At 44.7% G+C, this 20,273-nt stretch carries 19 protein-coding genes and 1 pseudogene; 11 read left to right on the forward strand and 9 right to left on the reverse strand.

All coding sequences use genetic code 11. The features are described from left to right. Positions 1–7 precede the first annotated feature (7 nt). Both QT987_RS11545 and QT987_RS11550 read right to left on the reverse strand, forming a co-directional pair. Complete coding sequence (locus QT987_RS11545; RefSeq protein ID WP_333239915.1) at positions 8–613, reverse strand: ScaI family restriction endonuclease; 606 nt, start codon at positions 611–613, stop codon at positions 8–10. Beyond that, the gene (locus tag QT987_RS11550; protein ID WP_333145260.1) at positions 614–835 is read right to left on the reverse strand and encodes a helix-turn-helix transcriptional regulator; all 222 of its coding nucleotides are present in this window, start codon (positions 833–835) and stop codon (positions 614–616) included. It lies immediately after the preceding gene. Positions 836–1,186: 351 nt separating this feature from the next. Between QT987_RS11550 and galT the strand changes: the two genes are divergently transcribed. Then, positions 1,187–2,209: a galactose-1-phosphate uridylyltransferase gene (gene galT, locus QT987_RS11555; protein ID WP_333239918.1), complete on the forward strand. Its 1,023-nt coding sequence runs from the start codon at positions 1,187–1,189 to the stop codon at positions 2,207–2,209. A 246-nt stretch (positions 2,210–2,455) separates the two neighbouring features. Here the strand turns inward: galT and QT987_RS11560 are convergent, their stop codons facing one another. Together QT987_RS11560 and QT987_RS11565 are read right to left on the reverse strand one after the other, a co-directional pair. Next, positions 2,456–2,743 (reverse strand): hypothetical protein, encoded by a 288-nt coding sequence (locus tag QT987_RS11560; RefSeq protein WP_333239920.1) that lies wholly within the window; start codon positions 2,741–2,743, stop codon positions 2,456–2,458. 499 nt (positions 2,744–3,242) lie between these two features. Next, on the reverse strand, positions 3,243–4,220 hold the full coding sequence (locus QT987_RS11565) for an acetamidase/formamidase family protein (RefSeq protein WP_333239923.1): 978 nt from the start codon (positions 4,218–4,220) through the stop codon (positions 3,243–3,245). A 325-nt stretch (positions 4,221–4,545) separates the two neighbouring features. Here QT987_RS11565 and QT987_RS11570 point away from each other — a divergent pair, with 325 nt between their 5' ends. The 3 genes from QT987_RS11570 to QT987_RS11580 all read left to right on the forward strand — a co-directional run bounded on the left by QT987_RS11570 (position 4,546) and on the right by QT987_RS11580 (position 8,510). Next, positions 4,546–6,342 (forward strand): metallophosphoesterase family protein, encoded by a 1,797-nt coding sequence (locus tag QT987_RS11570; protein WP_333239925.1) that lies wholly within the window; start codon positions 4,546–4,548, stop codon positions 6,340–6,342. Positions 6,343–6,595: 253 nt separating this feature from the next. Further along, entirely contained in the window at positions 6,596–7,849 is a 1,254-nt protein-coding gene (locus tag QT987_RS11575; protein WP_333239927.1) for a DUF262 domain-containing protein, read from the forward strand. Between the two features lie 19 nt (positions 7,850–7,868). Then, positions 7,869–8,510 (forward strand): HEPN domain-containing protein, encoded by a 642-nt coding sequence (locus tag QT987_RS11580; RefSeq protein WP_333239929.1) that lies wholly within the window; start codon positions 7,869–7,871, stop codon positions 8,508–8,510. A gap of 225 nt (positions 8,511–8,735) precedes the next feature. Here the strand turns inward: QT987_RS11580 and QT987_RS11585 are convergent, their stop codons facing one another. Both QT987_RS11585 and QT987_RS11590 read right to left on the reverse strand, forming a co-directional pair. Beyond that, positions 8,736–9,941 carry a DUF4336 domain-containing protein gene (locus QT987_RS11585; RefSeq protein WP_333239931.1) on the reverse strand — a complete coding sequence of 402 codons (1,206 nt, stop codon included), beginning with the start codon at positions 9,939–9,941 and terminating at the stop codon, positions 8,736–8,738. A 126-nt stretch (positions 9,942–10,067) separates the two neighbouring features. Beyond that, positions 10,068–10,889 (reverse strand): Uma2 family endonuclease, encoded by an 822-nt coding sequence (locus QT987_RS11590; protein WP_333239933.1) that lies wholly within the window; start codon positions 10,887–10,889, stop codon positions 10,068–10,070. A 119-nt stretch (positions 10,890–11,008) separates the two neighbouring features. Here QT987_RS11590 and leuB point away from each other — a divergent pair, with 119 nt between their 5' ends. Then, positions 11,009–12,094 carry a 3-isopropylmalate dehydrogenase gene (gene leuB / locus QT987_RS11595; protein ID WP_333239935.1) on the forward strand — a complete coding sequence of 362 codons (1,086 nt, stop codon included), beginning with the start codon at positions 11,009–11,011 and terminating at the stop codon, positions 12,092–12,094. Positions 12,095–12,409: 315 nt separating this feature from the next. Here the strand turns inward: leuB and QT987_RS11600 are convergent, their stop codons facing one another. After that, positions 12,410–13,888 carry a bifunctional orotidine-5'-phosphate decarboxylase/orotate phosphoribosyltransferase gene (locus tag QT987_RS11600; RefSeq protein WP_333239938.1) on the reverse strand — a complete coding sequence of 493 codons (1,479 nt, stop codon included), beginning with the start codon at positions 13,886–13,888 and terminating at the stop codon, positions 12,410–12,412. A gap of 255 nt (positions 13,889–14,143) precedes the next feature. Between QT987_RS11600 and QT987_RS29920 the strand changes: the two are divergent. From QT987_RS29920 to QT987_RS11615, 4 genes and pseudogenes are all read left to right on the forward strand, one after another. Then, positions 14,144–14,425, forward strand: a pseudogene (locus QT987_RS29920) (pentapeptide repeat-containing protein). A 117-nt stretch (positions 14,426–14,542) separates the two neighbouring features. Then, positions 14,543–15,253 (forward strand): DUF547 domain-containing protein, encoded by a 711-nt coding sequence (locus tag QT987_RS11605; protein WP_333239940.1) that lies wholly within the window; start codon positions 14,543–14,545, stop codon positions 15,251–15,253. A 93-nt stretch (positions 15,254–15,346) separates the two neighbouring features. Continuing rightward, positions 15,347–15,472 (forward strand): hypothetical protein, encoded by a 126-nt coding sequence (locus tag QT987_RS11610; protein WP_333239942.1) that lies wholly within the window; start codon positions 15,347–15,349, stop codon positions 15,470–15,472. A gap of 430 nt (positions 15,473–15,902) precedes the next feature. Continuing rightward, positions 15,903–16,361 carry a hypothetical protein gene (locus QT987_RS11615; RefSeq protein WP_333239944.1) on the forward strand — a complete coding sequence of 153 codons (459 nt, stop codon included), beginning with the start codon at positions 15,903–15,905 and terminating at the stop codon, positions 16,359–16,361. A 164-nt stretch (positions 16,362–16,525) separates the two neighbouring features. Here QT987_RS11615 and QT987_RS11620 read toward each other — a convergent pair whose 3' ends face one another. Beyond that, positions 16,526–16,678 (reverse strand): hypothetical protein, encoded by a 153-nt coding sequence (locus QT987_RS11620; RefSeq protein WP_265237021.1) that lies wholly within the window; start codon positions 16,676–16,678, stop codon positions 16,526–16,528. Positions 16,679–17,221: 543 nt separating this feature from the next. Next, entirely contained in the window at positions 17,222–17,836 is a 615-nt protein-coding gene (locus QT987_RS11625; RefSeq protein WP_333239947.1) for a Uma2 family endonuclease, read from the reverse strand. A gap of 191 nt (positions 17,837–18,027) precedes the next feature. On the opposite strand from QT987_RS11625, the gene QT987_RS11630 reads away from it, so the two are divergent. Both QT987_RS11630 and QT987_RS11635 read left to right on the forward strand, forming a co-directional pair. Continuing rightward, the gene (locus QT987_RS11630; RefSeq protein ID WP_333239950.1) at positions 18,028–19,428 is read left to right on the forward strand and encodes a DUF2157 domain-containing protein; all 1,401 of its coding nucleotides are present in this window, start codon (positions 18,028–18,030) and stop codon (positions 19,426–19,428) included. 98 nt (positions 19,429–19,526) lie between these two features. Beyond that, entirely contained in the window at positions 19,527–20,225 is a 699-nt protein-coding gene (locus tag QT987_RS11635) for a GDYXXLXY domain-containing protein (RefSeq protein WP_333239952.1), read from the forward strand. The last annotated feature ends 48 nt before the right edge of the window (positions 20,226–20,273 follow it).

Here is a 20,273-nt window from a genome sequence, read left to right on the forward strand (position 1 = left end):
AATATTGCTAAATAGGCAATTGCAGCAACTTATATCGCTCTACATCAGGGCTTAATTTAGCTTGCTGACCAGTGGCTGCTGTTTGCCCTTGCCAATCTTCTCGATCTATCCATCCAAATCTAACTAAATTAATATTTAGAGTTTGCACGCTTGCCATTTGGGGATTGAATTTCTGGAAATTAACTACAAGGTAATAGCCGGACTTGTCTTTCTTCGGTTTGGCTCCTGTGGCGCTTTGTTGAGCATAACTGCGATTGCCGTAAGTGTTACGACTACTTGAAGAAGTTTTAATTTCAATTGAGAAGTCATTGTTCGGGATGTGAACAAGATCTTTTTCGATGGCGCTGTGATCGCGCCGCCAAATTCCGGGGTATTTGCTGGCGAATTCTAAGGGGATTAGTTCATGTAAAAAAAATCCCATAATTTGGGGAGTTGGGAATAAATTTACTCCTATTCTGTAGCCTCTGCTGGTTATGCTGGATTGAAAAATTTCACTCCAAACTTGAATAACCACGTCATAAATTTCTTGTGGATCTAGTGGGTGTAGCTCTATTAGTTCTAGTGTCTTCTCTTGCCAATCCTGGACAGGAAGCCCCGTATAAGGTGATTGCATTTACTCTATTTCCTGCAATAGTTCGCTGGGCGATACTCCTAGAGCTTTTGCTAACCGCAAAATGTTTAATAGGGCTATGTTTCTTTCACCCCGCTCAATACCACCAATGTAGTTGCGGTGCAGTCCGGCTAGTTCTGCTAACTTTTCTTGGGAAAAGCCCTTTGATGTCCTTAGCCTGCGAACTTGCTCTCCAAATTTTTTTAGCTCTGGATTTTTTGCCACACGAGCAAGATATCGGTGAGTGCACTCCAAAATCTACACACTATAAGTGTGATTTAGGATTACACGAAAACAGCACACCCATAATCCGACGAAGCAGACTTAACTTGATGCCATTACTTTAATTGCTTTCATTGGTACTCCGGGTAATCTAGGGCGTAACAAATAGATTGATGTCTAACGCTTTAGATACGGTCAGTCTGATGTTAGGTAAAATTTTACTCATGACAACCGACTTAATACCTTCGGAATTAGATATCAAGATTTGTTAAATGTCCGCAATCAGACACTGACAGAGGACACATATTTATCTAAAATAAGAGACAATTTGACCCGGAAACTGAAGGTAAGAAAATGTCTGAACTTAGACAAAATCTAATTACCAGAGATTGGGTAATCATCGCCACCGAACGGGCGACAAGACCGGATCAATTCGCCAACAAAAAAAAGTGGACAGCAGCAGTGCCACCGCACCGCGCCGATTGCCCGTTTTGCGTGGGAAATGAGGAAGATGGAACCTTAGAAACTTGCCGTTTGGGCGATCGCACTGGCTGGAAAGTCAGGGCAATTCGCAACAAATATCCCGCCCTCTCCCCGACAGCAGAATGGATGAGGATATCATCGGGAATTCACCGCACGATGGCGGGAATCGGCGTGCACGAAGTAATTGTCGAACACCCGCGACACGATTTGACGACAGCTTTGTTGAGCGTTGAAGAAGTTGAAAACATACTTTTAGTATACCGCCAGCGCTATGTAGAAATTAGAAAAAATCCCTACATTGAAACAATTATTATCTTCAAAAATCACGGGGAAACTGCCGGAACTTCTCTCGAACATCCCCACTCGCAGATAGCGGCGACGCCCGTTGTACCCAGCCAATTTCGCAGCCGCATCGACGAAGCTATTAGATATTTTGATGACACGGGAGAATGTCTGTTTTGCCGGACTTTGGAAGATGAATTAGCGGCGAGAGAAAGAGTGATTTGTGAGAGTGAACATTTTGTGGCTTTTATCCCTTACGCTGCACTTTCACCGTTTCACACGTGGATTTTTCCGCGTCGGCATTCCTCTTCGTTTGATGAAATTACTGATGCGGAAATTTCGGATCTTGCTTATACTTTGAAAACTGTACTGGCTAAGCTTTATTACGGATTGAACAATCCCGATTACAACTATAATATTCGATCGGTGCCGATCGCCCAACGTGCAACAAAATACTTTCACTGGTATATCGCCATTATTCCCAGAGTCACCAAGCAAGCTGGGTTTGAGTTGGGCAGCGGGATGTTTATCAATACTGCTTTGCCAGAAGAAAGTGCAGCGTTTTTGCGATCGATCGAAATTCCTAGCGACAGTAATTTCCCCCCCATCTAAAGTATCCTACATCACCATAGGTCAAGTTTACTTAAACTGGGGGTGGAAATGCACCCAGCTATTCTGAGTTGCGAGTCTGCGTTGAGGGAGGAAATTGATATTATTTGAGATTTGAGATTAAAGAATTGGGCATAACGCATGATCTAATGGTTTAGATCACCGGCATAAAGTTGGATTCTTTTTTAAACTGCTATAACTTACGCTCTCAAATTATGAACGTACAAATACTTATGGATTTTACCAAACTCACAATAAACTTTCGACATACTGCCAGCCGTCGTCGCTAAAAGTAGCTCTCAACATATCTCTAATTTTAGCATCGATCGATAAGAGTCCCTCACCAGAGTCGCCATTCTCGCCGATTTCGCAACTGTCTTCAGACATATGTTCTTGAATGTTGGCCAGAGTATCGGCGAAATTAGCCAGAAAATAATGTTCGTGCACCCACGCTGTCGGATCTGGTATTGCTGCACTCCCAAAAGCTCGATCGACTAAATCTTTTTTGGCAACATCGTCAGTCTGGTTTTTCATCATAAAAATGGGTAGAAACCCCGTGCTTTTAGCACGGCTTTACATTTAATTTGAATCTCCTCGCGGGGTGGAGGGGTATGGTTGCCCCTCCGGTGAGGTATGGTTGCCTCAAACTCCCATTTCTGGGGTAAAGTTAGCTTCGCCAATGTTTAATGAGCTTGCGCCGGCTAGCAACACTGTCTCAGTGACCTTAAGACTGTTTAGTTGCAAGCGATAGAGCGGAAAACTAGCTTCGCATTCTCCGGTATCGTGACTCAAAAAACGTAGTCAGTAAAGACTTAGGCTGGTCAGGATGGCTTGTTAGATTTCTCTTTCAAGCCTCATGCCTTTAGGCTGAGGTTCCTGACGTTGAGCTCGATTTAGGTAGAACTGGTAACTTATCCATTTTAAGCTTAATTGTCAACACGATCGCGATCCTGATCGACCACAGCAGTGACAAATTTGTGTAGTTTGTGCGATCGCGATCCTAATTTTTTGGTCGCTCGCGTGTTATCATATTACCTCAAACTCGGTGGTCAATAATGTTCACATCGAGCATAATACACTTGGGAATCATTCCGTGAACTCCTTTTTGAGGATTGTTGACAGCCTGCGTAATCCGAAAATTTACCGCGAGGGAACAGAAAACATAAGCATCTTCCTCTTGGAAACCCGCAAACTTTTGCAGCCAATAAACCGTCTGTTTTACCGCCAGCTCAAACGCTTCATCTAATGTTCTACCAAATCCCATAATCACAATATGAGTGGGCGTTTCCGCAAACGGAAATATCAGAAATAAATCCTTGCGTAAGATGATTTGAATAGTCCCGTTCATCGAAGTTTCAATCGCAGTACCGTCAACTTCACCGTCTCCTTGTGCCGAATGTCCGTCGCCGATGGACAGTAAACCGCCGCGCAGAAAAACAGGTAAAAATAACCGCGTTCCTGCTTGGAGTTCCTGATTGTCCATATTGCCGCCGTAGCGCTCTGGAGGAATAGAAGAACGGTTGATTTCGGCATTGGCGACGCCGATAATTCCAAAAAAAGGATGCAGAGGAATCCCAAGGCGGCTACCTGGGGGAAATTCCGCAGTTTTTTGCTCTAAATCTAGCGGAATAAACCGCAATTTAGGTTCGGGAAAATAGTCAGGTAAAGCTCCCCATCCGGCGCGAATTGCATTAAATCCTACTGGTAAACTTGGGTAAACATCCTCAATGTGAATTTCTAAAACGTCTCCCGGTTCGGCATGGTTAACATAAATCGGGCCTGTCAGCAAGTGTGGCCCCGGCCCAACTTTGCGGTTGGGAGGCAAATTCTGACAAATATCTAAAAATTCGGGGGTGAGAAATTCCGGCGGCGCTTTGTCAGCAACATAATATCCTGAATAGGTTTCGATATCGATGCGATCGCCCGAATCGACAGTTAAAGCAGGTTCGATATTCGGAGAAAAACCGCCCAAGTGTACGGTTTTGCAGTTAGCCTTGAGAAGGTGGCGGGTCATGGGATTTTAGATTTTAGATTTTAGATTTTAGATTGAAGGAAGGGTGTTAAGAATGTTATATCGCAAGTCTCAAGCATTTTGGATAATTTTTTTTAATGAACCACAGAGGGCGCAGAGGGCACAGAGAAAGAGAATGGAGAACTCAGAAGATTTCCAAAAAGGGTGGAGGTTTCTTTTATCGGAAATATTTTACTAATTTCTTAACTTTTTGATAACGTGGGTAGTTTAAAATTTAAAGTCGGTGGCGCGGGTTTATATATTATTGGGGTGGGGAGTTCTGTTTGGCTGGTGTAACCCGCCCTTACAAACTAATGACTAATGAATTATGTTAACGCCTTTGCCCAATAAAGTAGAAATTTCTCAAGGTTATTCTCGCAATCCCTGGTTTTTTGGTGTTTTGATTTTGATTGTCCTATTGCTAGGTTTCATGATGCAATCTTACCTTAACAAACCTCAGCTTTTAACCGACCCGTTTCTGCAAGTCCCAACAGCAAACTCGGTGCGAGTTGTCTGGTTCACAGAGTTTGCCGGTACTCGCAACACTGTTGCTTACGGCGAAAATTTGAATCAAGTTGTGACGGCAAATACTACCAAGCTAAGCCGCACTCGCGAAGACAAAGACTCGCGCATTTCCGATGAAATGAAACAAAGCATTATTGACAGCAATCCAATTGTCCGCGACATCTGGCGCCACGAAGCAGAAGTCCCCAATTTAATGCCCGGTGCTCGCATTCCTTATCGAGTCACTAGCGAAAGGAAAGACGGCGCATCTGTCAGCAGCAAAGTTTTCACTCTTTCTCCGACACCCGCAGCAGGAAGTGCGCTCAAAATTCTCCTCACTTCTGACCATCAATTGATGCCGATGACAGCAGCAAATCTCCAGAAAGTAGCCGAAACCATTGGCAGAGTTGACGCGGTTTTCATGGCTGGGGATTTAATTAATATACCCGATCGCGCTTCTGAATGGTTTGACGACTACCGAGGCCGCGCCTTCTTTCCGTCTCTGCAAGGTCGCGCATTTTCCGAACTCGACAAAAACGACATCAAAACCGTTTACAGCGGCGGCGAACTGATCCAACACGCGCCTTTATTTCCCGCCATTGGCAATCACGAAATCATGGGCCGGTTTGCAACCAACAGCAAACTCGATGACCAATTTAATGATCCTTTTCCCCGCGCCGCTGCGGAGAAAATATACGCTCAACGTGCTGCCTCTTTGAATCCTAATAATGACTCTTCAGTGCGGCAAATATGGCTACAAAACAATACTTTTAATAGCGATACCTATGACGAGATTTTCAATTTACCGGGAGGCAAAAATTACTATGCTGTGACTTTTGGCGACGTGCGGTTAGTGACTTTGTACGTTACGAATATCTGGCGGACTCCGAATTTAGATCCGCGTGCGAGAGGCAGGTATCGGGAACGGGACGAAGATTTTAATCATCCCGAAAAATGGGGATACGGACAGCATATTTTTGAGCCGATTGTCAAGGGCAGCGCTCAATATAATTGGCTGCAACAAGAGTTAAAAAGCTCGGAATTCCAGCAGGCAAAATATAAAATTGTGATGTTTCACCACCCGCCACATTCTCTGGGTGACAATATTGTACCTGCTTATACTGATCCAGTGCAAATAGTCGATCGCGCTCTCGATGGCGAGATTAAAATGGTGCGTTACGAGTATCCGAAACCGCAAGATTATCTGATTCGGGATGTAGTGCCGCTACTAGAAACAGCGGGGGTGCAGTTGGTATTTTACGGACATTCGCACTTGTGGAATCGGTTTGTAAGTTCCAGCGGAATGCACTTTTTGGAGAGTTCTAATGTGGGCAACAGTTACGGTGCTTTTGCGGGGAAAAAGCGCCGATTTGTGCCGCCGGCATATCGGGAAGATTACAGCGCTATTGGAGACCCGAACGGATTGGAACCTGTGGTGCCGACTGTTGCGCCTTTGTTGGGAGAAGATGGGCGACCGTTGCCCTATATTGATAGTAATGATATTACGGCTTTTACTATTTTTGATACGGGGGAGGGTACGGTTAGCAGCTACTATTTTGATACGCGGAAACCCGATTCGGAAGTGGTGAAGTTTGATGAGTTTAAGTTGAAAAAATCGTGAGATTGGGTAGTTGCTTAAGTTACCAAGTATTCCATTGGTGCGTCGCTATCGATCATCCCCAAAGAAAGATAGAAAATATTACAGCGACGCACCAATCGACAATATTGCAATAGTTATGGAAGTTCCGAAACTGATAATTTAGGCATAAAATACTCTCGCTATCGGTAAATAGTCAACATAAGCCTTCTGACTTCTGCTATACTTAGGTAATAGATAGTCTATCCAGATTCAACTCACCCATTAGAGCGCGGTCATGCCTGAACTAAAACTCTTGGAAAAACAAGAACAAGAAGAAGTAAGCTTTGAGCAGGAAGATGAAGCTCTAGATGATGAGCTTGAATCTAATGGCAACTCAAAATCAGTATTAGACGAGATATCCGAAATTCTTGTAGCTGGAAATGACTGGACAACAGCCACCATACTCGATCAACTTGTTCGTGACAACATTCAACTAAATCCAAGATTTCAAAGACGAGACGCCTGGGATATAACTCGTAAAAGTAGGTTTATTGAATCAATTTTTCTAGGATTTCCTATTCCAGAAATAGTTTTAGCTTCTCCAGACAAAAGACGCGGAAAATTTGTAGTCCTTGACGGCAAACAACGCTTGCTGACGATTCTACAATTTTATGGAATGAGCGAAACTACTAACGATAGTTTTGCTTTGAAAAACTTAGAATTTATGCCAGAACTAAATGGTTGTACCCATGAGGATCTAAAAAACAATCTTCTTCATAGTTCTGTACTTGATGCACTCGACAATCAAACTCTTCGTACTACATTGATTCGGAATTGGAAGACAGAAAGTTTACTCTACAAAATTTTTCTACGTTTGAATGTAGAAAATACTCCGCTATCTGCACAAGAACTAAGGCAGGCATTACATCCAGGTGATTTTATCAATTTTTTAGATGATGAATCAATTGAAAATCCGGCTTTAAGAAAAATACTCAAATCCAAAAATCCCGATCCTCGGATGCGCGATGTCGAATTATTGCTTCGATATGTAGGATTTCATCATTTCTTATCCGAGTATCGCGGTAATCTTAAAGTGTTCCTGGATATAACTTGCAAAGAACTCAACCAGGATTGGAAATATCGCAAACTGGAGATAGAATCTACAGTTAGCCAATTTGAAAAAGCAGTGCAAACAACTACTAAAATATTTGGAGAAGAAAATATATTTCGTGTGTGGTTAGGCAATTCTCATACTTACCGAAGCAAGTTTAATCGAGCTATTTTAGATGTGATGGTTTTTTATTTTTCAGATCCAGTTATTAGAGAAGCTGCTGAGAAGAATCCGGCGGGTGTGGCAAATGCTTTTAAAGAGTTATGTTCATCATCTAGTAGCGAGTTCAGAGAAGCTGTTGAGAAAAGCACAACTAGCATTCGTGAAACTCATACTCGTCTTTCACTGTGGGGCAAAGCTTTGTTAAAGGTTTTGGATGTAGAGTTTAATGTACCTGAACTTGTAGATAACCGTATTATATTTAACGGTTTGAGGTAGAGGTAAGTTATTCATAGGTATGTCAAAATCCGTTAGATTTCGGACTCTAACCAAGGAGTTAAATAGATTAAAAAAACAATTTATTCCTAAAGTTAGCCCTACAGGTTTATATTCGGATCGGCAGTTAGCCTTAACTCTTACTTACAGAGTTTTCGTTCATGCCGAAATTGAGGCTTATTTTGAGGACAGAGTTTGGGAAGTCACCCTTAACGCTAAAAATAATTGGGACAGTCAGGGTAAGACTTGCCGTACTTTAATCTGCTTGCTTGCCTTTTCGGGTCAAATGATGGAAGTACCGCCTGATACACTTAATCCAACCAAGGGAAGTACAAAAGTTAAGGAGGAAAAAATAAAAATCAATAAAAAAATAGATTTAGCTATTAAGAGTTTTAAGCGAGTAATTGACCAAAATCATGGAATTAAAGAAGCTAATCTTCTGGCGTTGCTTTTGCCAATAGGGATAGATACTGATGATTTAGATTCTGCTTGGCTAGGTACGATGAATACGTTTGGGGAAGAAAGAGGTGTTGCGGTACATACTTCAGCGACATCTGCTAAAACTATTAGAGTTCTCAATCCTATAAATGAACTGCAGAGGGTAGAGCAAATTATTCAAGAACTTTTGAAGGTGGATGAGTTGATTAATAATTTAATGAGATAAGTGAATAAATTTCCAGTAATTGTCAAGGGTTTTATCTTTGCGAGGGGCTTCTAGCCGGAACGGGCAAGATGCCCGTTCCACAATATCTGAATTTTTTAGTGGCACAGGCATCTTGCCTGTGTTGAAACGGGCAAGATGCCCGTTCCACAATATCTAAATTTTTTAGTGGCACAGGCATCTTGCCTGTGCTCAAACAGCTTATTCAGAATTGTCAAAAATTTCAGATTAAACCTTCTCTTTTGCAGGGGGAACCAAACCAGTTTTATTCAAACCCGCATCAATCTGCTTGAGCAATTTAAAATCGTCTTCGGGTAAAGAATTAACAGGCGAGTGTTTTTGCAGAAACGAGAATGCTTGCCGCAATTCACGCGGCCGGGAGTCGATCGCACCATCGAAGTGACAAGGTACAATTTTTTCAAAGTCCCAACTCGCCACTTGATCCACCCAATCGAGAGTTTCCCTCGGCGCGCGGTTGAGAATCAATGTCTGCAAAATCGGCGCGACAAACAACCGCCCCCCTCCCCGCAAAGCCTCAAACGATCGCTCCCAATGTGTTTTCCACTTGAACGGATACAACCCGAAATAAGCTTTCCTAGAGCGTTCTGGCGCTTTGCGTGCGCTGGCAAATACCTGGGACCACGGCGGCACTTCCAGCACGCTGGGGCTAAAATACATGGCAAATAAGGCGATTCTCTGCCACCCTTTGCGCCGATTTTCGTGGGTGTCTGGCACCGTGTCCGAGGCGCTGTCTTTGGCGTGAAACAGCAGCGGGTACGAGTCGAGTTGGACGATCGCGGGCGGATTTTCGGGAATGGAAACCACGGAATCTGTTAACATCAGCGTGCGCGATCGTCTGTGAAATAACGCAACTTCCGCAAATCTGCCCAAACCGAGGTCGAGGGGGCCGAGAATTGCCCAATCAAATTGATCGGCTAACGGCGTGTTGCTGCTGTCAAACGGCAGTACAGAGGTGCGTTTCGCGGGCAAACCCAGCCAACTCAGCGGCAAATTCACCGGGAAACTCCACTGCTGCGGGGCGACAAACACCTGCGCTTCGGGAAAACTCCTCGCAAAGGGGCCGACAAAAACTTTGTGCTCGATGCCCGAAACCGTTGTCAGCATGATGTACTTCACCTCGCCGTGCTCTGCTACTAACTCTTTTACCAAGCGGATGCACTCAGGAGTCGGTGCAACGGGGGCGTAGACGAGAAGGCCTTCGGGTTCTAGTTTAATTACTGTCATCCGAATCGGGACGACTACGTAGAAAATGCCTTGTAGTTGGTCAAAAGTCCAGATTGTATCTTTAACTATTTCCTTGCGGATGGTGCGCCGCTTGCTGTAGGGATAGAGGGGAACAACTGGCCAAAAGGCCCAAGAATAGTCCCGATTGTCAATCTGTGCTGATGTTGGTATGCCTTCGCCCTCTGCCACTGGTGCGACTCCTTGCCGATTTTTTTGTACGTGCGTGCGATCGAACTATTTTTATCTTATTTCACTCGTGTTGCGCGGATTCGAGGAGTTGAAACCGGGTTTCACCAGGCCTGGGTGCGAGAACTATTAAACCAACTGTTCAGGATCAATGCCTAACTCCCGCAACCGCGCCGCTAGTCTTTCCTCTCGCTGTTGAGATTCTGTCAGTTGCTGTTGAGATTCTAGAACTTGCTGTTGAGCTTCTATCAGTTGCCGTTCCGCCGCCGTCGCCCTTTCACCCGGACTCAAAATCAACCCTCCTTGGGCCGTAAACCACCGCAACCACAACCGATTCATACTCTTATAAGTGCCTTGCCACCAACCTAAACTCAACTGCAACTCAGGAATAAATAACCGCCCATCAATTAATTCTGCCGGTTCATAGTGGCCTCCTACAAGATGAAAAGCTCGCAATTCATCCGTGTAGCGACTGAACACAAAATAGTAAGGAATCCGCAAAATTTGTTCATAAACTTGCCACTTAGTCGGCGGTTCCCCAGCTTGCTGAACAGTCCGCCCTAAATCTTCATCTTCAGTGCCCGGCGATAGCAATTCCACCACCACAAACGGATTTACCCGTTCTTGCCAAACTACATAACTCAAACGCATATCGCGCCCTTGATAAAGCCTTGGCACGCCCACCGCAGCAAACCAATCCGGGCGTTTATGCCAGCGCGGTTGTGTTGCATCGTAATACAAATTTAGGTCGCTGGCTGTAAAGACTTGTTCCGCATCCCATCCCGGCGGCAAAAACGTGAATTCCAAGAGTTGCGGCTGATCTAAATGAAATGTATCTGGCAAACCGGGCTCCTTTGGGTCTTCGCTAGGTAAATCATACATTGTTGGCAAACTCTGCCGGGGGTCTAAAGGCGGTTCAGCTTGAGCAGGCGGGTAAGTCGGGAATGTCATAATCAATTCTGAGGTTGCTTATCCTGATATGATTATAGCCTTGTGAGAATGTCTGGCATTTCCAAAGAATTCCCATTAACTCTCAATCTCAAATCTCAAATCAAAACTCCTAAATCGATATGACTCAAAACTACCGCATCACTCTTTTACCAGGAGACGGCATCGGCCCTGAAATTATCGCTGTGGCGGTAGATGTCCTGAAACTTGTCGGTCAACAATTGGACATCGGCTTTGAATTTCAAGAAGCTTTAATGGGCGGCGCTGCTATTGACGCAACAGGCAATCCGCTACCCGAAGAAACACTGGAAAAATGCCGCAACTGCGATGCAGTATTGTTAGCAGCTATTGGCGGTTACAAGTGGGATAATTTGCCCCGCGAACAGCGCCCGGAAACAGGATTATTAGGACTGCGCGCCGGATTGGGATTGTTTGCCAATTTGCGTCCGGCGACTATTTTACCGCAATTGGTTGATGCTTCTAGTTTGAAACGGGAAGTTGTCGAAGGCGTGGATATTATGGTAATCCGCGAACTCACAGGCGGCATTTATTTCGGCAAACCGAAAGGTATTTTTGAGACGGAAACAGGCGAAAAACGCGGCGTTAATACGATGGCTTACACCGAGTCGGAAATTGATAGAATCGGGCGAGTCGCTTTTGAGACGGCCAGGAAGCGGAGCAAAAGGCTGTGTTCCGTTGATAAAGCGAATGTTTTGGACGTTTCGCAACTGTGGCGCGATCGTATTATTGCCCTTTCTTCAGAATACCCTGATGTCGAACTTTCTCACCTCTATGTTGACAACGCAGCCATGCAGTTAATTCGCTGGCCGAAACAGTTCGATACAATTGTCACCGGCAATTTATTTGGCGACATTCTTTCCGATGCGGCGGCGATGCTAACTGGTAGCATTGGGATGCTGCCTTCTGCTAGTTTGGGAGCAAGCGGGCCGGGAGTTTTTGAACCTGTGCACGGTTCCGCACCAGACATCGCGGGACAAGATAAAGCCAATCCCATCGCCCAAGTTTTAAGCGCGGCAATGATGCTACGTTACGCCTTAAATCAACCGGAAGCTGCTAATAAAATCGAGCAAGCAGTTGTCGAAGTTTTGGATCGAGGTTATCGCACTGGTGATATCATGTCGGAAGGCATGAAACTCGTCGGCTGTCGGGCAATGGGCGATGCTTTAATTGAAGTTCTGCAAGGTTGATTTATTTACCTTTACTCGTTCCCAGGCTCTGCCTGGTAACGCATTTCATGAGGCTCTGCCTCCACTAAAACAAGGCAAACTAGACTGAATTTTGGAGGCAGAGCCTCCGGGTATTAATTACCAGGCAGAGCCTGGTAACTAGAAAACTAGACAATTAATTCTTACTCGTTCTTACTCGTTCCCAGGCTCTGCCTGGTAACGCATTTCATGAGGCTCTGCCTCCATTAAAACAAGCCAAATGAGACATAAATAAAGGAGGCAGAGCCTCCGGGTATTAATTACCAGGCAGAGCCTGGTAACTAGAAATTTTATAATTTAATGTGCCGCTGTCAAAAGATGGAATTGCTCGGTATCAATGCGATTTGCTCGATACAAAACTTCAGCTATTTCCGAAAGCGCTAACACAGAATGTGCGCGATAACCGTTGGCCTGCATCTTATCTTTGACTCCCTGTTCGTGGTCGATTAATACCACAATATCTTCCACATTCAAGCCAGCCGATTTTAACTTAGCCGCGCCTTCCATTACGCTTTTGCCACTAATCAAAATATCATCGACTACGACAATCGTTTCTCCTGCCTGAAAATGCCCCTCAATTAATTTGCCCGCACCGTAAGTTTTCACTTCCTTGCGCGGGAAAATCATCGGGCGTTCCATCCGCAATGCTAAACCGGTTGCTGTGGGTAAAGAACCGTAGGGAATTCCCGCAATGCGATCGAATTTTAAATCCTTGAGAATGTCTGCATAAGCGCTGACAATTTGGTGGAAAATCTGCGGAATTGAGATTATTTTCCGCAAGTCGATGTAATATGGAAATACGGCGCCCGATGCTTGTACGTGGTCGCCAAAAACTACGCAGCCGATGTCATAAAGTTGCAAGATTAAATCGCGGTGAGGTTCCGGTTGCAAAAAGCAAACATCGGGCAGCCACAGTTCGCAAGTGGGACTACCTTCGATCGCCCGCACCCTCTGTTTATTAATACTATCCCGCAATTTCTCAATTTCTTGGCGCGCCTCTTTCCCCGCTAATAAACTTGGGGGGACTGGCAGCAGCAAACCGTCACCATTTGTGCTTAAACCGGCCGCCAGCAGTTGTGCGAGGTCGTTTTCTTCTGTCAGGTCATTTTCTTCGGCGATGTCTCCTTCGACTAAAATTAGGCGTTCAGGAGCTTCTTTGCGGATGCGGGCTAACATATCCGGCATTACTCCTACTTCTAAACCGAGTTTTTCGGGAGTTCCCCAAGTTTGAGAGAGTCGGACTAATTGCAAGTAAAAAGGGTTGTTTGGCGTCGGATATTCTTGCAAAGCAGCCCCTGACGGGTTGGCGGTGGCACAGAGCACAAAAACAGTTTTTCCGGCGTATAACAAAAAAGGCGCTACTTGGTCGAATCCGGCATAGGGACTTAAAGTAATAGCGTCAACTCGCCAGTCTTGAAATACAATTTTGGCAAACACTGTGCTGGTATTTAAATCGCAGTGTTTGGCATCTAAAATTACTGGCAGGTGAGGGGGAATAATTGTTAAAATTTCTTGCAGCAATGCCCAACCGGGAATACCGAGAGATTGGTAAAAACCGAGGGTGATTTTGCAGGCACAGATTAAATCGGCTGTTTGGTCGATCGCACTTTTTAGCTTAGACAACAAATCAGTTACAAAAGTTTGAGTTTCTTCCCCAGTCATGGAAACCAGCGCGGGCAAGGTTTCCGGGTCGGGATCGAGGGCTAAATAGAGCAAACTTTGATTGCTTTCAACAGCAGCTAACAGTTTATCGAAAAAGTTGGTTTGATCGCTCATAGTGTGTTATGGAGGTAAGGGGAATTAAAAAAATTGCAGATCAAAGTGGGATTGGTGTTGTGCCGGAAGAAACCGATCCCCGTTGAAATTGAAATTAAGAATCTTCTAAGATTGTAGAATGTAAAGAGCAGGAAATCTGTAACTTTGGGAGCAGTTTGATGGGGAATGATTTTCGGGTTGGCTACACCGGTGATTGCACCTAACCTGCAGCAAATCAATTAGTTGCGGTAAACTAACCAGTGTCCGGGCGGCGATTTGATCGGCATTCCTCTACCGCAGGCGAGTTTAGCAAATGCGAATTTGCGAGGGGCAGATTTGAGAGAAGCAAATTTTAGGGAAGCTAATTTATCCGGGCCAAATTTGAGCGGGGCTTCTTAGCGGCAAGCTAATTTACAAGGTACTAATTTTACTCAAGCTAATTTAATCCAGAGCCCGTTTGACGGGGCTAATCTAAAAAATGCTACCGTGTTCCAGGTGTTATTTGGGTTGAGGCTAGTATTAAATAGAGAAATCCTTGCAGGAGTCGTAAATTTTTAACCCCACCCCAACCCTCCCCTTGCTAAGGGGAGGGAGTAAGAAATTCACAAATGATTTAGGATTGCTATAGAAGCAGAAGTTAAAGCAATGTCCGCCTTATATGATGGATAGTAATAAATGATCGGTACGATCGACTTTACGATTTGGGACGAGTTGCTGCAACGCTACGTTGACGATTTCGGCCGCGTCAATTATCGGGGCTGGAAAGCTGAGGGGGCCGATGTTTTGAGGGGGTGGCTGGAAAGTTTGGCGGATGTGGATTTGGCGGATGGTACTGATGCGGATGCGCGGCTGGCGTTGTGGCTGAATGCGTATAATGCGATCGCAATTTCTCAAGTTCTGGCAGTATATCCGATCGCGTCGATCCGTCCCAAAGTTTTGGGAATTCCCAATTGGCTGAGTTTTTTGGATTTTTTCACTCGTTCAAATGTGATTATTGGCGGCAAAAAGTACAGTCTCAATCAAATCGAACACGCAATTTTGCGGCCGGAATTTGCGGAACCGCGCATCCATTTTGCATTAGTTTGCGCTGCTGTCGGGTGCCCGCTGCTGCGTCGCGGGGCTTATTTCCCGGAGTCGGTACGGACTCAACTAGAAGCGGATGCCAGCCGTTTTATTCACAATCCTGATAAGGTGCGATATGATGCCCAGAAAAAGACGCTTTATTTGAGCAAGATTTTTAAGTGGTACGGCGAGGATTTTGTGAAGGCGGCGGGTTCGGTGGCTGAGTATGTGGGCGGTTATTTGGGGCCGGAGGCGGCTGTGGGTGATGGATGGGCGATCGTTTTTTTGCCTTACGACTGGAATTTGAATCGGGTTGATGGATAAAATTTGCGCCTAGGGATAGGTGTTTTTTTGAGGGAGTAATTTTTTTCGGCTGTCGTTACCCCTTCAAATTGCCAGATTCAACAGGGCGATCGGATGACTCCGAGGCAACACGGCGATCGGACGGCTGGCACGATCGGACGGCTGGCACGATCGGACGGCTGGCACTGGCAAGCTGGCAAAATACAGCTATCTAGAGCGTTGTGGGGAGTTTTGGGGTGATTGGATGTCTGGCACGGCTGGTACTGCCTAAATCGCATCACAGGCACGGCTGGCAAGGTGGCAACGTCGCATGGTCGCAGCGCTGGCACGGTCGCAAGATCGGAGCGGTCGCACTGGCTGGCACGGTTAGAGCGGTCGCACCTTGTTACGGTCGGAGCGGTCTAGATTTTTTGCGTCACACTCGCACCTGAGAACCCACAGCTTTTTAAAAACTGGATGTGAGGGGGTGAGGTTGCACGGTCGGAGAGCGGTGAGAGCGGTGAGGGCGGTGAGAGTGGTCACAGACAGATAAAACCTTACATAATTAAGGTTTTGAGACTTTTAAGCTGTGTTTTATGTAAATAGTTTACGTTTACCCTTGCACATCTCTTTGTGTGTGGGTAAGAATGAAATTGAGACAAGTTACTTAATTTTTTGGGTAAATAATATAATGGATCAATTACAAGCATTAATGAATCAATTACAAGCATTCTTTATTCTTGGTGCTTTTTTGTATTTTATTGGAGTGGTTTTATATCTCACGCTATGGTCACTTAATGAGGGTTTAAAGGCTGCTGGTAAGAGTAAATATTCTTTTTTTATATATGATGATGATCCAAGGACAGATAAAGAACTACTAAAGAGTGAAATCATCCATATATTGTTTTTATTTCTACGTAAGGTAGTAGGTTTTTTCTGGACAATTTTTTGGTATAGTATAAAACATATTTTTGTTTTTTTTACTTACTTTGCAATAACTTATTTTATATTTCTTTATTTACCAAGTCGAATCATACCCCCACAATTTTTAATCAATATGAATACCATAAGTATTCTAATGATTGTCAATACAACACTACTTCTTCAGAGTACAAAAGAAAACGATGATAGTCCAAAATTAAATGATTAGTATCTTTTTTTTTTCGATGTATCGGTAAGGTTTACAGGGCTTAGGCGGGGAAATGTGACTATCCCCGCCTATCTTTATTTGAGGCTCTAAATCAGGAAATGAGCGAATCCTAATGAAGTTACAACATTGTAAGCTGTAGATGGGAATCCCTCGCCTATCTACGATTAATCCTCTTTATCTAGGAGTTTTTTCACATATTCAACTAGAGTTATACTCAGTGCTGCCTTTTCTAGCTGAATACTGCTTGAAGAAGCGGGCAAGAAGTTCAACGCAGCAGTTAGAGTAATAGTAGAGATTAAGTACAGACTTTTGTTCATGGTTTAATTCTTCTAGTTTGATTGTGCAACACACTCTCCTTTCGTTTGGAAACAAGCCAAAAAAAAAGGCGCTCCTTGAGGAACGCCGGCTAAGCTTATTCTTGTATTTTGAGAGAGTATAATTGCTGGTTTGATACAGCCGTTCTTACTTTGTAGAAAACAGCAAAAGCTATATTTTTACAAGTGGTTGGCTGACTCTTAGATTATAACGTAATAAAATTGAATCTGCAATCGAGCGAGATCTGCCCCTTCTCCAAATGTTGGCTCAGGATATGGGCGTTTTCTGATGTGTAAGGGTTGCAGCCTTTAGGTAGGCTGGGAAATAGAATTTTCCCCGCCTAGATTTATTTAGCAAAGTAAGGTTGGTGATATTCTCACGTCACTATCTAAAAAGGGTGTGACTGTTAGCGAAACTTACAGGTTGCAATCAACCTAAATCCCTATCAGGGATTGAAACATGGCCTCAATCAGGTTGAGGGTGGAGATTTTCACTAATCGGTAGGTGGTTAGATGAATGCTAACCAATTAGCTATTGATCCGCCATTAAACCTCTCCACTCAAAATCTGTTGAACCGTCAAACTTAGCTGTGGAAACATCGGAGATACGATCGCCTCTCCATCCCGAAATACCCCAACCTCAACATATTGCCCATCCTCAAGCCGCAAAACCGTCACTACTTGTTCAATTGGATCGATAACCCAATACTCTGCGATGCCCCGCGCTGCGTACTGAGCTCGTTTGCGTTGGCGAAGCCCTCGAAGAGGATCGTAATCCCGATCCCTGCCCAGTCTACCCGGACTGACTACCTCCACAACAAACCGAGGAGGCAACATATCGAAGGTGATAGTTAGCCTGTTTGCTGTCAGCGGAATGTGTTCAGGTTCCAGAATTATCAAATCGGGGTAGCGGTTGGCGGCATCTCCCGATCGCAAAACGGCAACTTGAACCTCGCAATTATGCGTTTTAATCAGTCTAAGTGGCACTAGCCCGCTGCTAGCAAGATAGAAAAATAAATAGTTAGCAATGAAATTATTAGGTTCAGATTCTGGCGGCAAAGCGATTAACTCCCCATCAATTAACTCATAGCGTTGATCCGTATCATTTGAGTAATTAAGGTACTCGTCAAAAGTTAATTTTTTAGATTGAGCTTGTACCATAAAATTACCTTCCTTAATTTATTCGTCCCTTGCTGCTGGGAGTTTGTTTATATAGAAACGGTTTCAACCGCCGAAGGATCTCAATCAAATCTGCTGTGCAAGTTAGAGAGGTGTCCCAGCCTCCATCGACAATCAACCCACAAGTGACATATTAAAAACTATCACAGTTCCAATCCTCTGGAATATAAACAATGATTTCAGATAAATTTCGACGCGAGTTGCGCGAACAAGCCAAACTCTGGCAAGCAGAAGGACTCATCGACACTTCATTCTACCAACAACTTTCGGAACGCTACCAATTCAACACACTCGAAACCGCCTCCCGCAACCGTTTCCTCAGCATTCTGATGAGTCTCGGCGGCATTCTCCTCGGTATAGGAGTCATCACCTTTGTAGCCGCAAACTGGCAAGTTTGGTCGCGGGAAGTGAGAGTTGCGCTGCTGCTAAGTCTTTTCGTAGCAGTCAATGCAGCAGGTTTCTATCTGTGGCGAATTCCCCCATCCCGAAGCAAAAACTCCAATCTAAATTTGCCCCTAACAATAGGGCGAAACAAACTCCTAGGTCAAGGATTGTTGCTGTTAGGAGCTCTGATTTTAGGAGCAAATATGGCTTTGATGGCACAAATGTTTCACATTGGCGGTTCTTCCTACGGACTTTACCTCACTTGGGGAATCGGCGTGCTCGGAATGGCTTACAGTTTGCGGTTGACTTCCTTGGGCGTTTTGTCCGCACTTTTAGTCGGTTTAGGCTATTGGCTGGCCGTGTTAGATTGGTCTTCCAAAGTCGAGTTTTCTTGGCTGGAAGTTTTGGTGCGGCAAATGCCGATCGCAGCCAGTATAATGTTTGTGCCGCTGGCTTATTGGTGTCGATCGCGTGCTATTTTTGCCCTAGGTGCGATCGCGATAATTTTCTCCCTACAAGTTTCTATTGTCCAAGGGTTAAATCAAACCTGGGGTACAGCAATTTTTTGTGCTTTACCGCCCGCTTTGCTGTGGGGATACGACGATGCAATCTGGCCACAGGTACGCCGCAAGCTGTTTCAACCTACCGCCCGCAGTTTAGCCCTGCTGTTTCTCGCCGGTTTGTTTTATGTTCTTTCTTTCCACTGGTGGTGGCAAGATTTGCCGAATCCTGCGCCAACGGAGTCGGATTGGGTTTTGCTGGCAAATGTGGCTGTTTTGGGCGGTTTCACGCTGTTTGAATGGCTGCGTTTGGGACGTTTGGAACTGCGGCGACCAAAACAAAAAGCAGTGGATTTGACTACAAGTGCGATCGGCATTTTCATCCTCGCCAGCGCCTTTATACCGCTTTTTCACCTCAGTTTTACTCCCATTCCTCAATTAGCGACTTTCCTGTTCAATGTTTTATCATTTTTACTCGCGGTCGGCTTAATCCGAGAAGGTTTAGCATTAGGAAACCGCAAGACTTTTTGGGGAGGCATGGTATTAATCACCCTGCAAATCATCAGCAGAGTATTTGAATATAACACAGGATTGTTGCTCAAATCTTTTGTCTTTGTTTTGTGCGGAATTGGCGTAATTGCTGCGGGTTTGTGGTTCGAGCGCCACTTCGCAACAATCTCCGATGAATAGAAAATATTAATCTCTCTCTTCTCTAACTCAGCGCCCTCTGCGTTCTCTGCGGTTTAATCATTCCGAAACCACCGCAAACAATATAACCCATACCTAACATGAACACAAACAACATTGACTTATTAGTTGAAAATCCAGATACAACAAATGTGTTTCAGCTTCCCCCGGAAGCAAAACGCCTTCCTGCGTGGCGGCTGTGGGTTCCTTTGCTGCTGCAAATCGGACTAATTGCCGCCGTACCCGCAACCGCCGTTTACACTTTTATTACTGGCAAAACAGTTGTCCTGCAAACAGCACCAGTAGACCCTTACGACTTTTTGCGCGGATATTACCAAGTTTTGAGATATGATATTTCCGATCTCACAAATCTCCAAAAACTCCCCGGCTGGAAAGATTTACCGACCGAAAAAACACCTTGTCCGCCCGGAATTGTTTGTTCAAAAAATACGCACAATCTCAAACCACAAACCAGTTTTTATGTAATCTTAGAAGCGCCAAAAGCCGCGACTAATCCTGGCCGCCCCCAAGCTTGGAAACCCATCCGCGTCAGCCTAGAAAATCCCACCAATTTGCCCGCCAACCAAATCGCAATTAAGGGCAAATATAACGGTTGGCAGATGGAATACGGCTTAGAAACTTATTATATGCCAGAGGATGAAAGGGAAAAAGTCAATCAGGAGATTAGCGAAGCTCAAAGGAACCAGCGACAATCTTTTTTGGTAGAAGTAAAGGTTGACAAAACAGGCCATGCTGTGCCTGTGAGTTTGTGGGTGCGCGATCGCAATTATCGATTTTAGCTGATATCTCGCACCATTTTCAGCAACAGGCAAGATGCCTGTTCCACA

The sequence above is a fragment of the Microcoleus sp. SVA1B4 genome, assembly GCF_036700545.1.
GTDB lineage: Bacteria > Cyanobacteriota > Cyanobacteriia > Cyanobacteriales > Microcoleaceae > Microcoleus.

What these genes read in the sequence shown, in the direction of transcription:
- QT987_RS11605 (WP_333239940.1), top strand. Translation starts at nt 14,543, where the DNA reads ATGATCGGTACGATCGACTTTACGATTTGGGACGAGTTGCTGCAACGC.
- QT987_RS11590 (WP_333239933.1), bottom strand. Translation starts at nt 10,889, where the DNA reads ATGACATTCCCGACTTACCCGCCTGCTCAAGCTGAACCGCCTTTAGAC.
- QT987_RS11565 (WP_333239923.1), bottom strand. Translation starts at nt 4,220, where the DNA reads ATGACCCGCCACCTTCTCAAGGCTAACTGCAAAACCGTACACTTGGGC.
- QT987_RS11630 (WP_333239950.1), top strand. Translation starts at nt 18,028, where the DNA reads ATGATTTCAGATAAATTTCGACGCGAGTTGCGCGAACAAGCCAAACTC.
- QT987_RS11580 (WP_333239929.1), top strand. Translation starts at nt 7,869, where the DNA reads ATGTCAAAATCCGTTAGATTTCGGACTCTAACCAAGGAGTTAAATAGA.
- QT987_RS11545 (WP_333239915.1), bottom strand. Translation starts at nt 613, where the DNA reads ATGCAATCACCTTATACGGGGCTTCCTGTCCAGGATTGGCAAGAGAAG.
- QT987_RS11625 (WP_333239947.1), bottom strand. Translation starts at nt 17,836, where the DNA reads ATGGTACAAGCTCAATCTAAAAAATTAACTTTTGACGAGTACCTTAAT.
- QT987_RS11610 (WP_333239942.1), top strand. Translation starts at nt 15,347, where the DNA reads ATGACTCCGAGGCAACACGGCGATCGGACGGCTGGCACGATCGGACGG.
- QT987_RS11570 (WP_333239925.1), top strand. Translation starts at nt 4,546, where the DNA reads ATGTTAACGCCTTTGCCCAATAAAGTAGAAATTTCTCAAGGTTATTCT.
- QT987_RS11615 (WP_333239944.1), top strand. Translation starts at nt 15,903, where the DNA reads ATGGATCAATTACAAGCATTAATGAATCAATTACAAGCATTCTTTATT.
- galT (WP_333239918.1), top strand. Translation starts at nt 1,187, where the DNA reads ATGTCTGAACTTAGACAAAATCTAATTACCAGAGATTGGGTAATCATC.
- leuB (WP_333239935.1), top strand. Translation starts at nt 11,009, where the DNA reads ATGACTCAAAACTACCGCATCACTCTTTTACCAGGAGACGGCATCGGC.
- QT987_RS11560 (WP_333239920.1), bottom strand. Translation starts at nt 2,743, where the DNA reads ATGATGAAAAACCAGACTGACGATGTTGCCAAAAAAGATTTAGTCGAT.
- QT987_RS11600 (WP_333239938.1), bottom strand. Translation starts at nt 13,888, where the DNA reads ATGAGCGATCAAACCAACTTTTTCGATAAACTGTTAGCTGCTGTTGAA.
- QT987_RS11635 (WP_333239952.1), top strand. Translation starts at nt 19,527, where the DNA reads ATGAACACAAACAACATTGACTTATTAGTTGAAAATCCAGATACAACA.
- QT987_RS11575 (WP_333239927.1), top strand. Translation starts at nt 6,596, where the DNA reads ATGCCTGAACTAAAACTCTTGGAAAAACAAGAACAAGAAGAAGTAAGC.
- QT987_RS11620 (WP_265237021.1), bottom strand. Translation starts at nt 16,678, where the DNA reads ATGAACAAAAGTCTGTACTTAATCTCTACTATTACTCTAACTGCTGCG.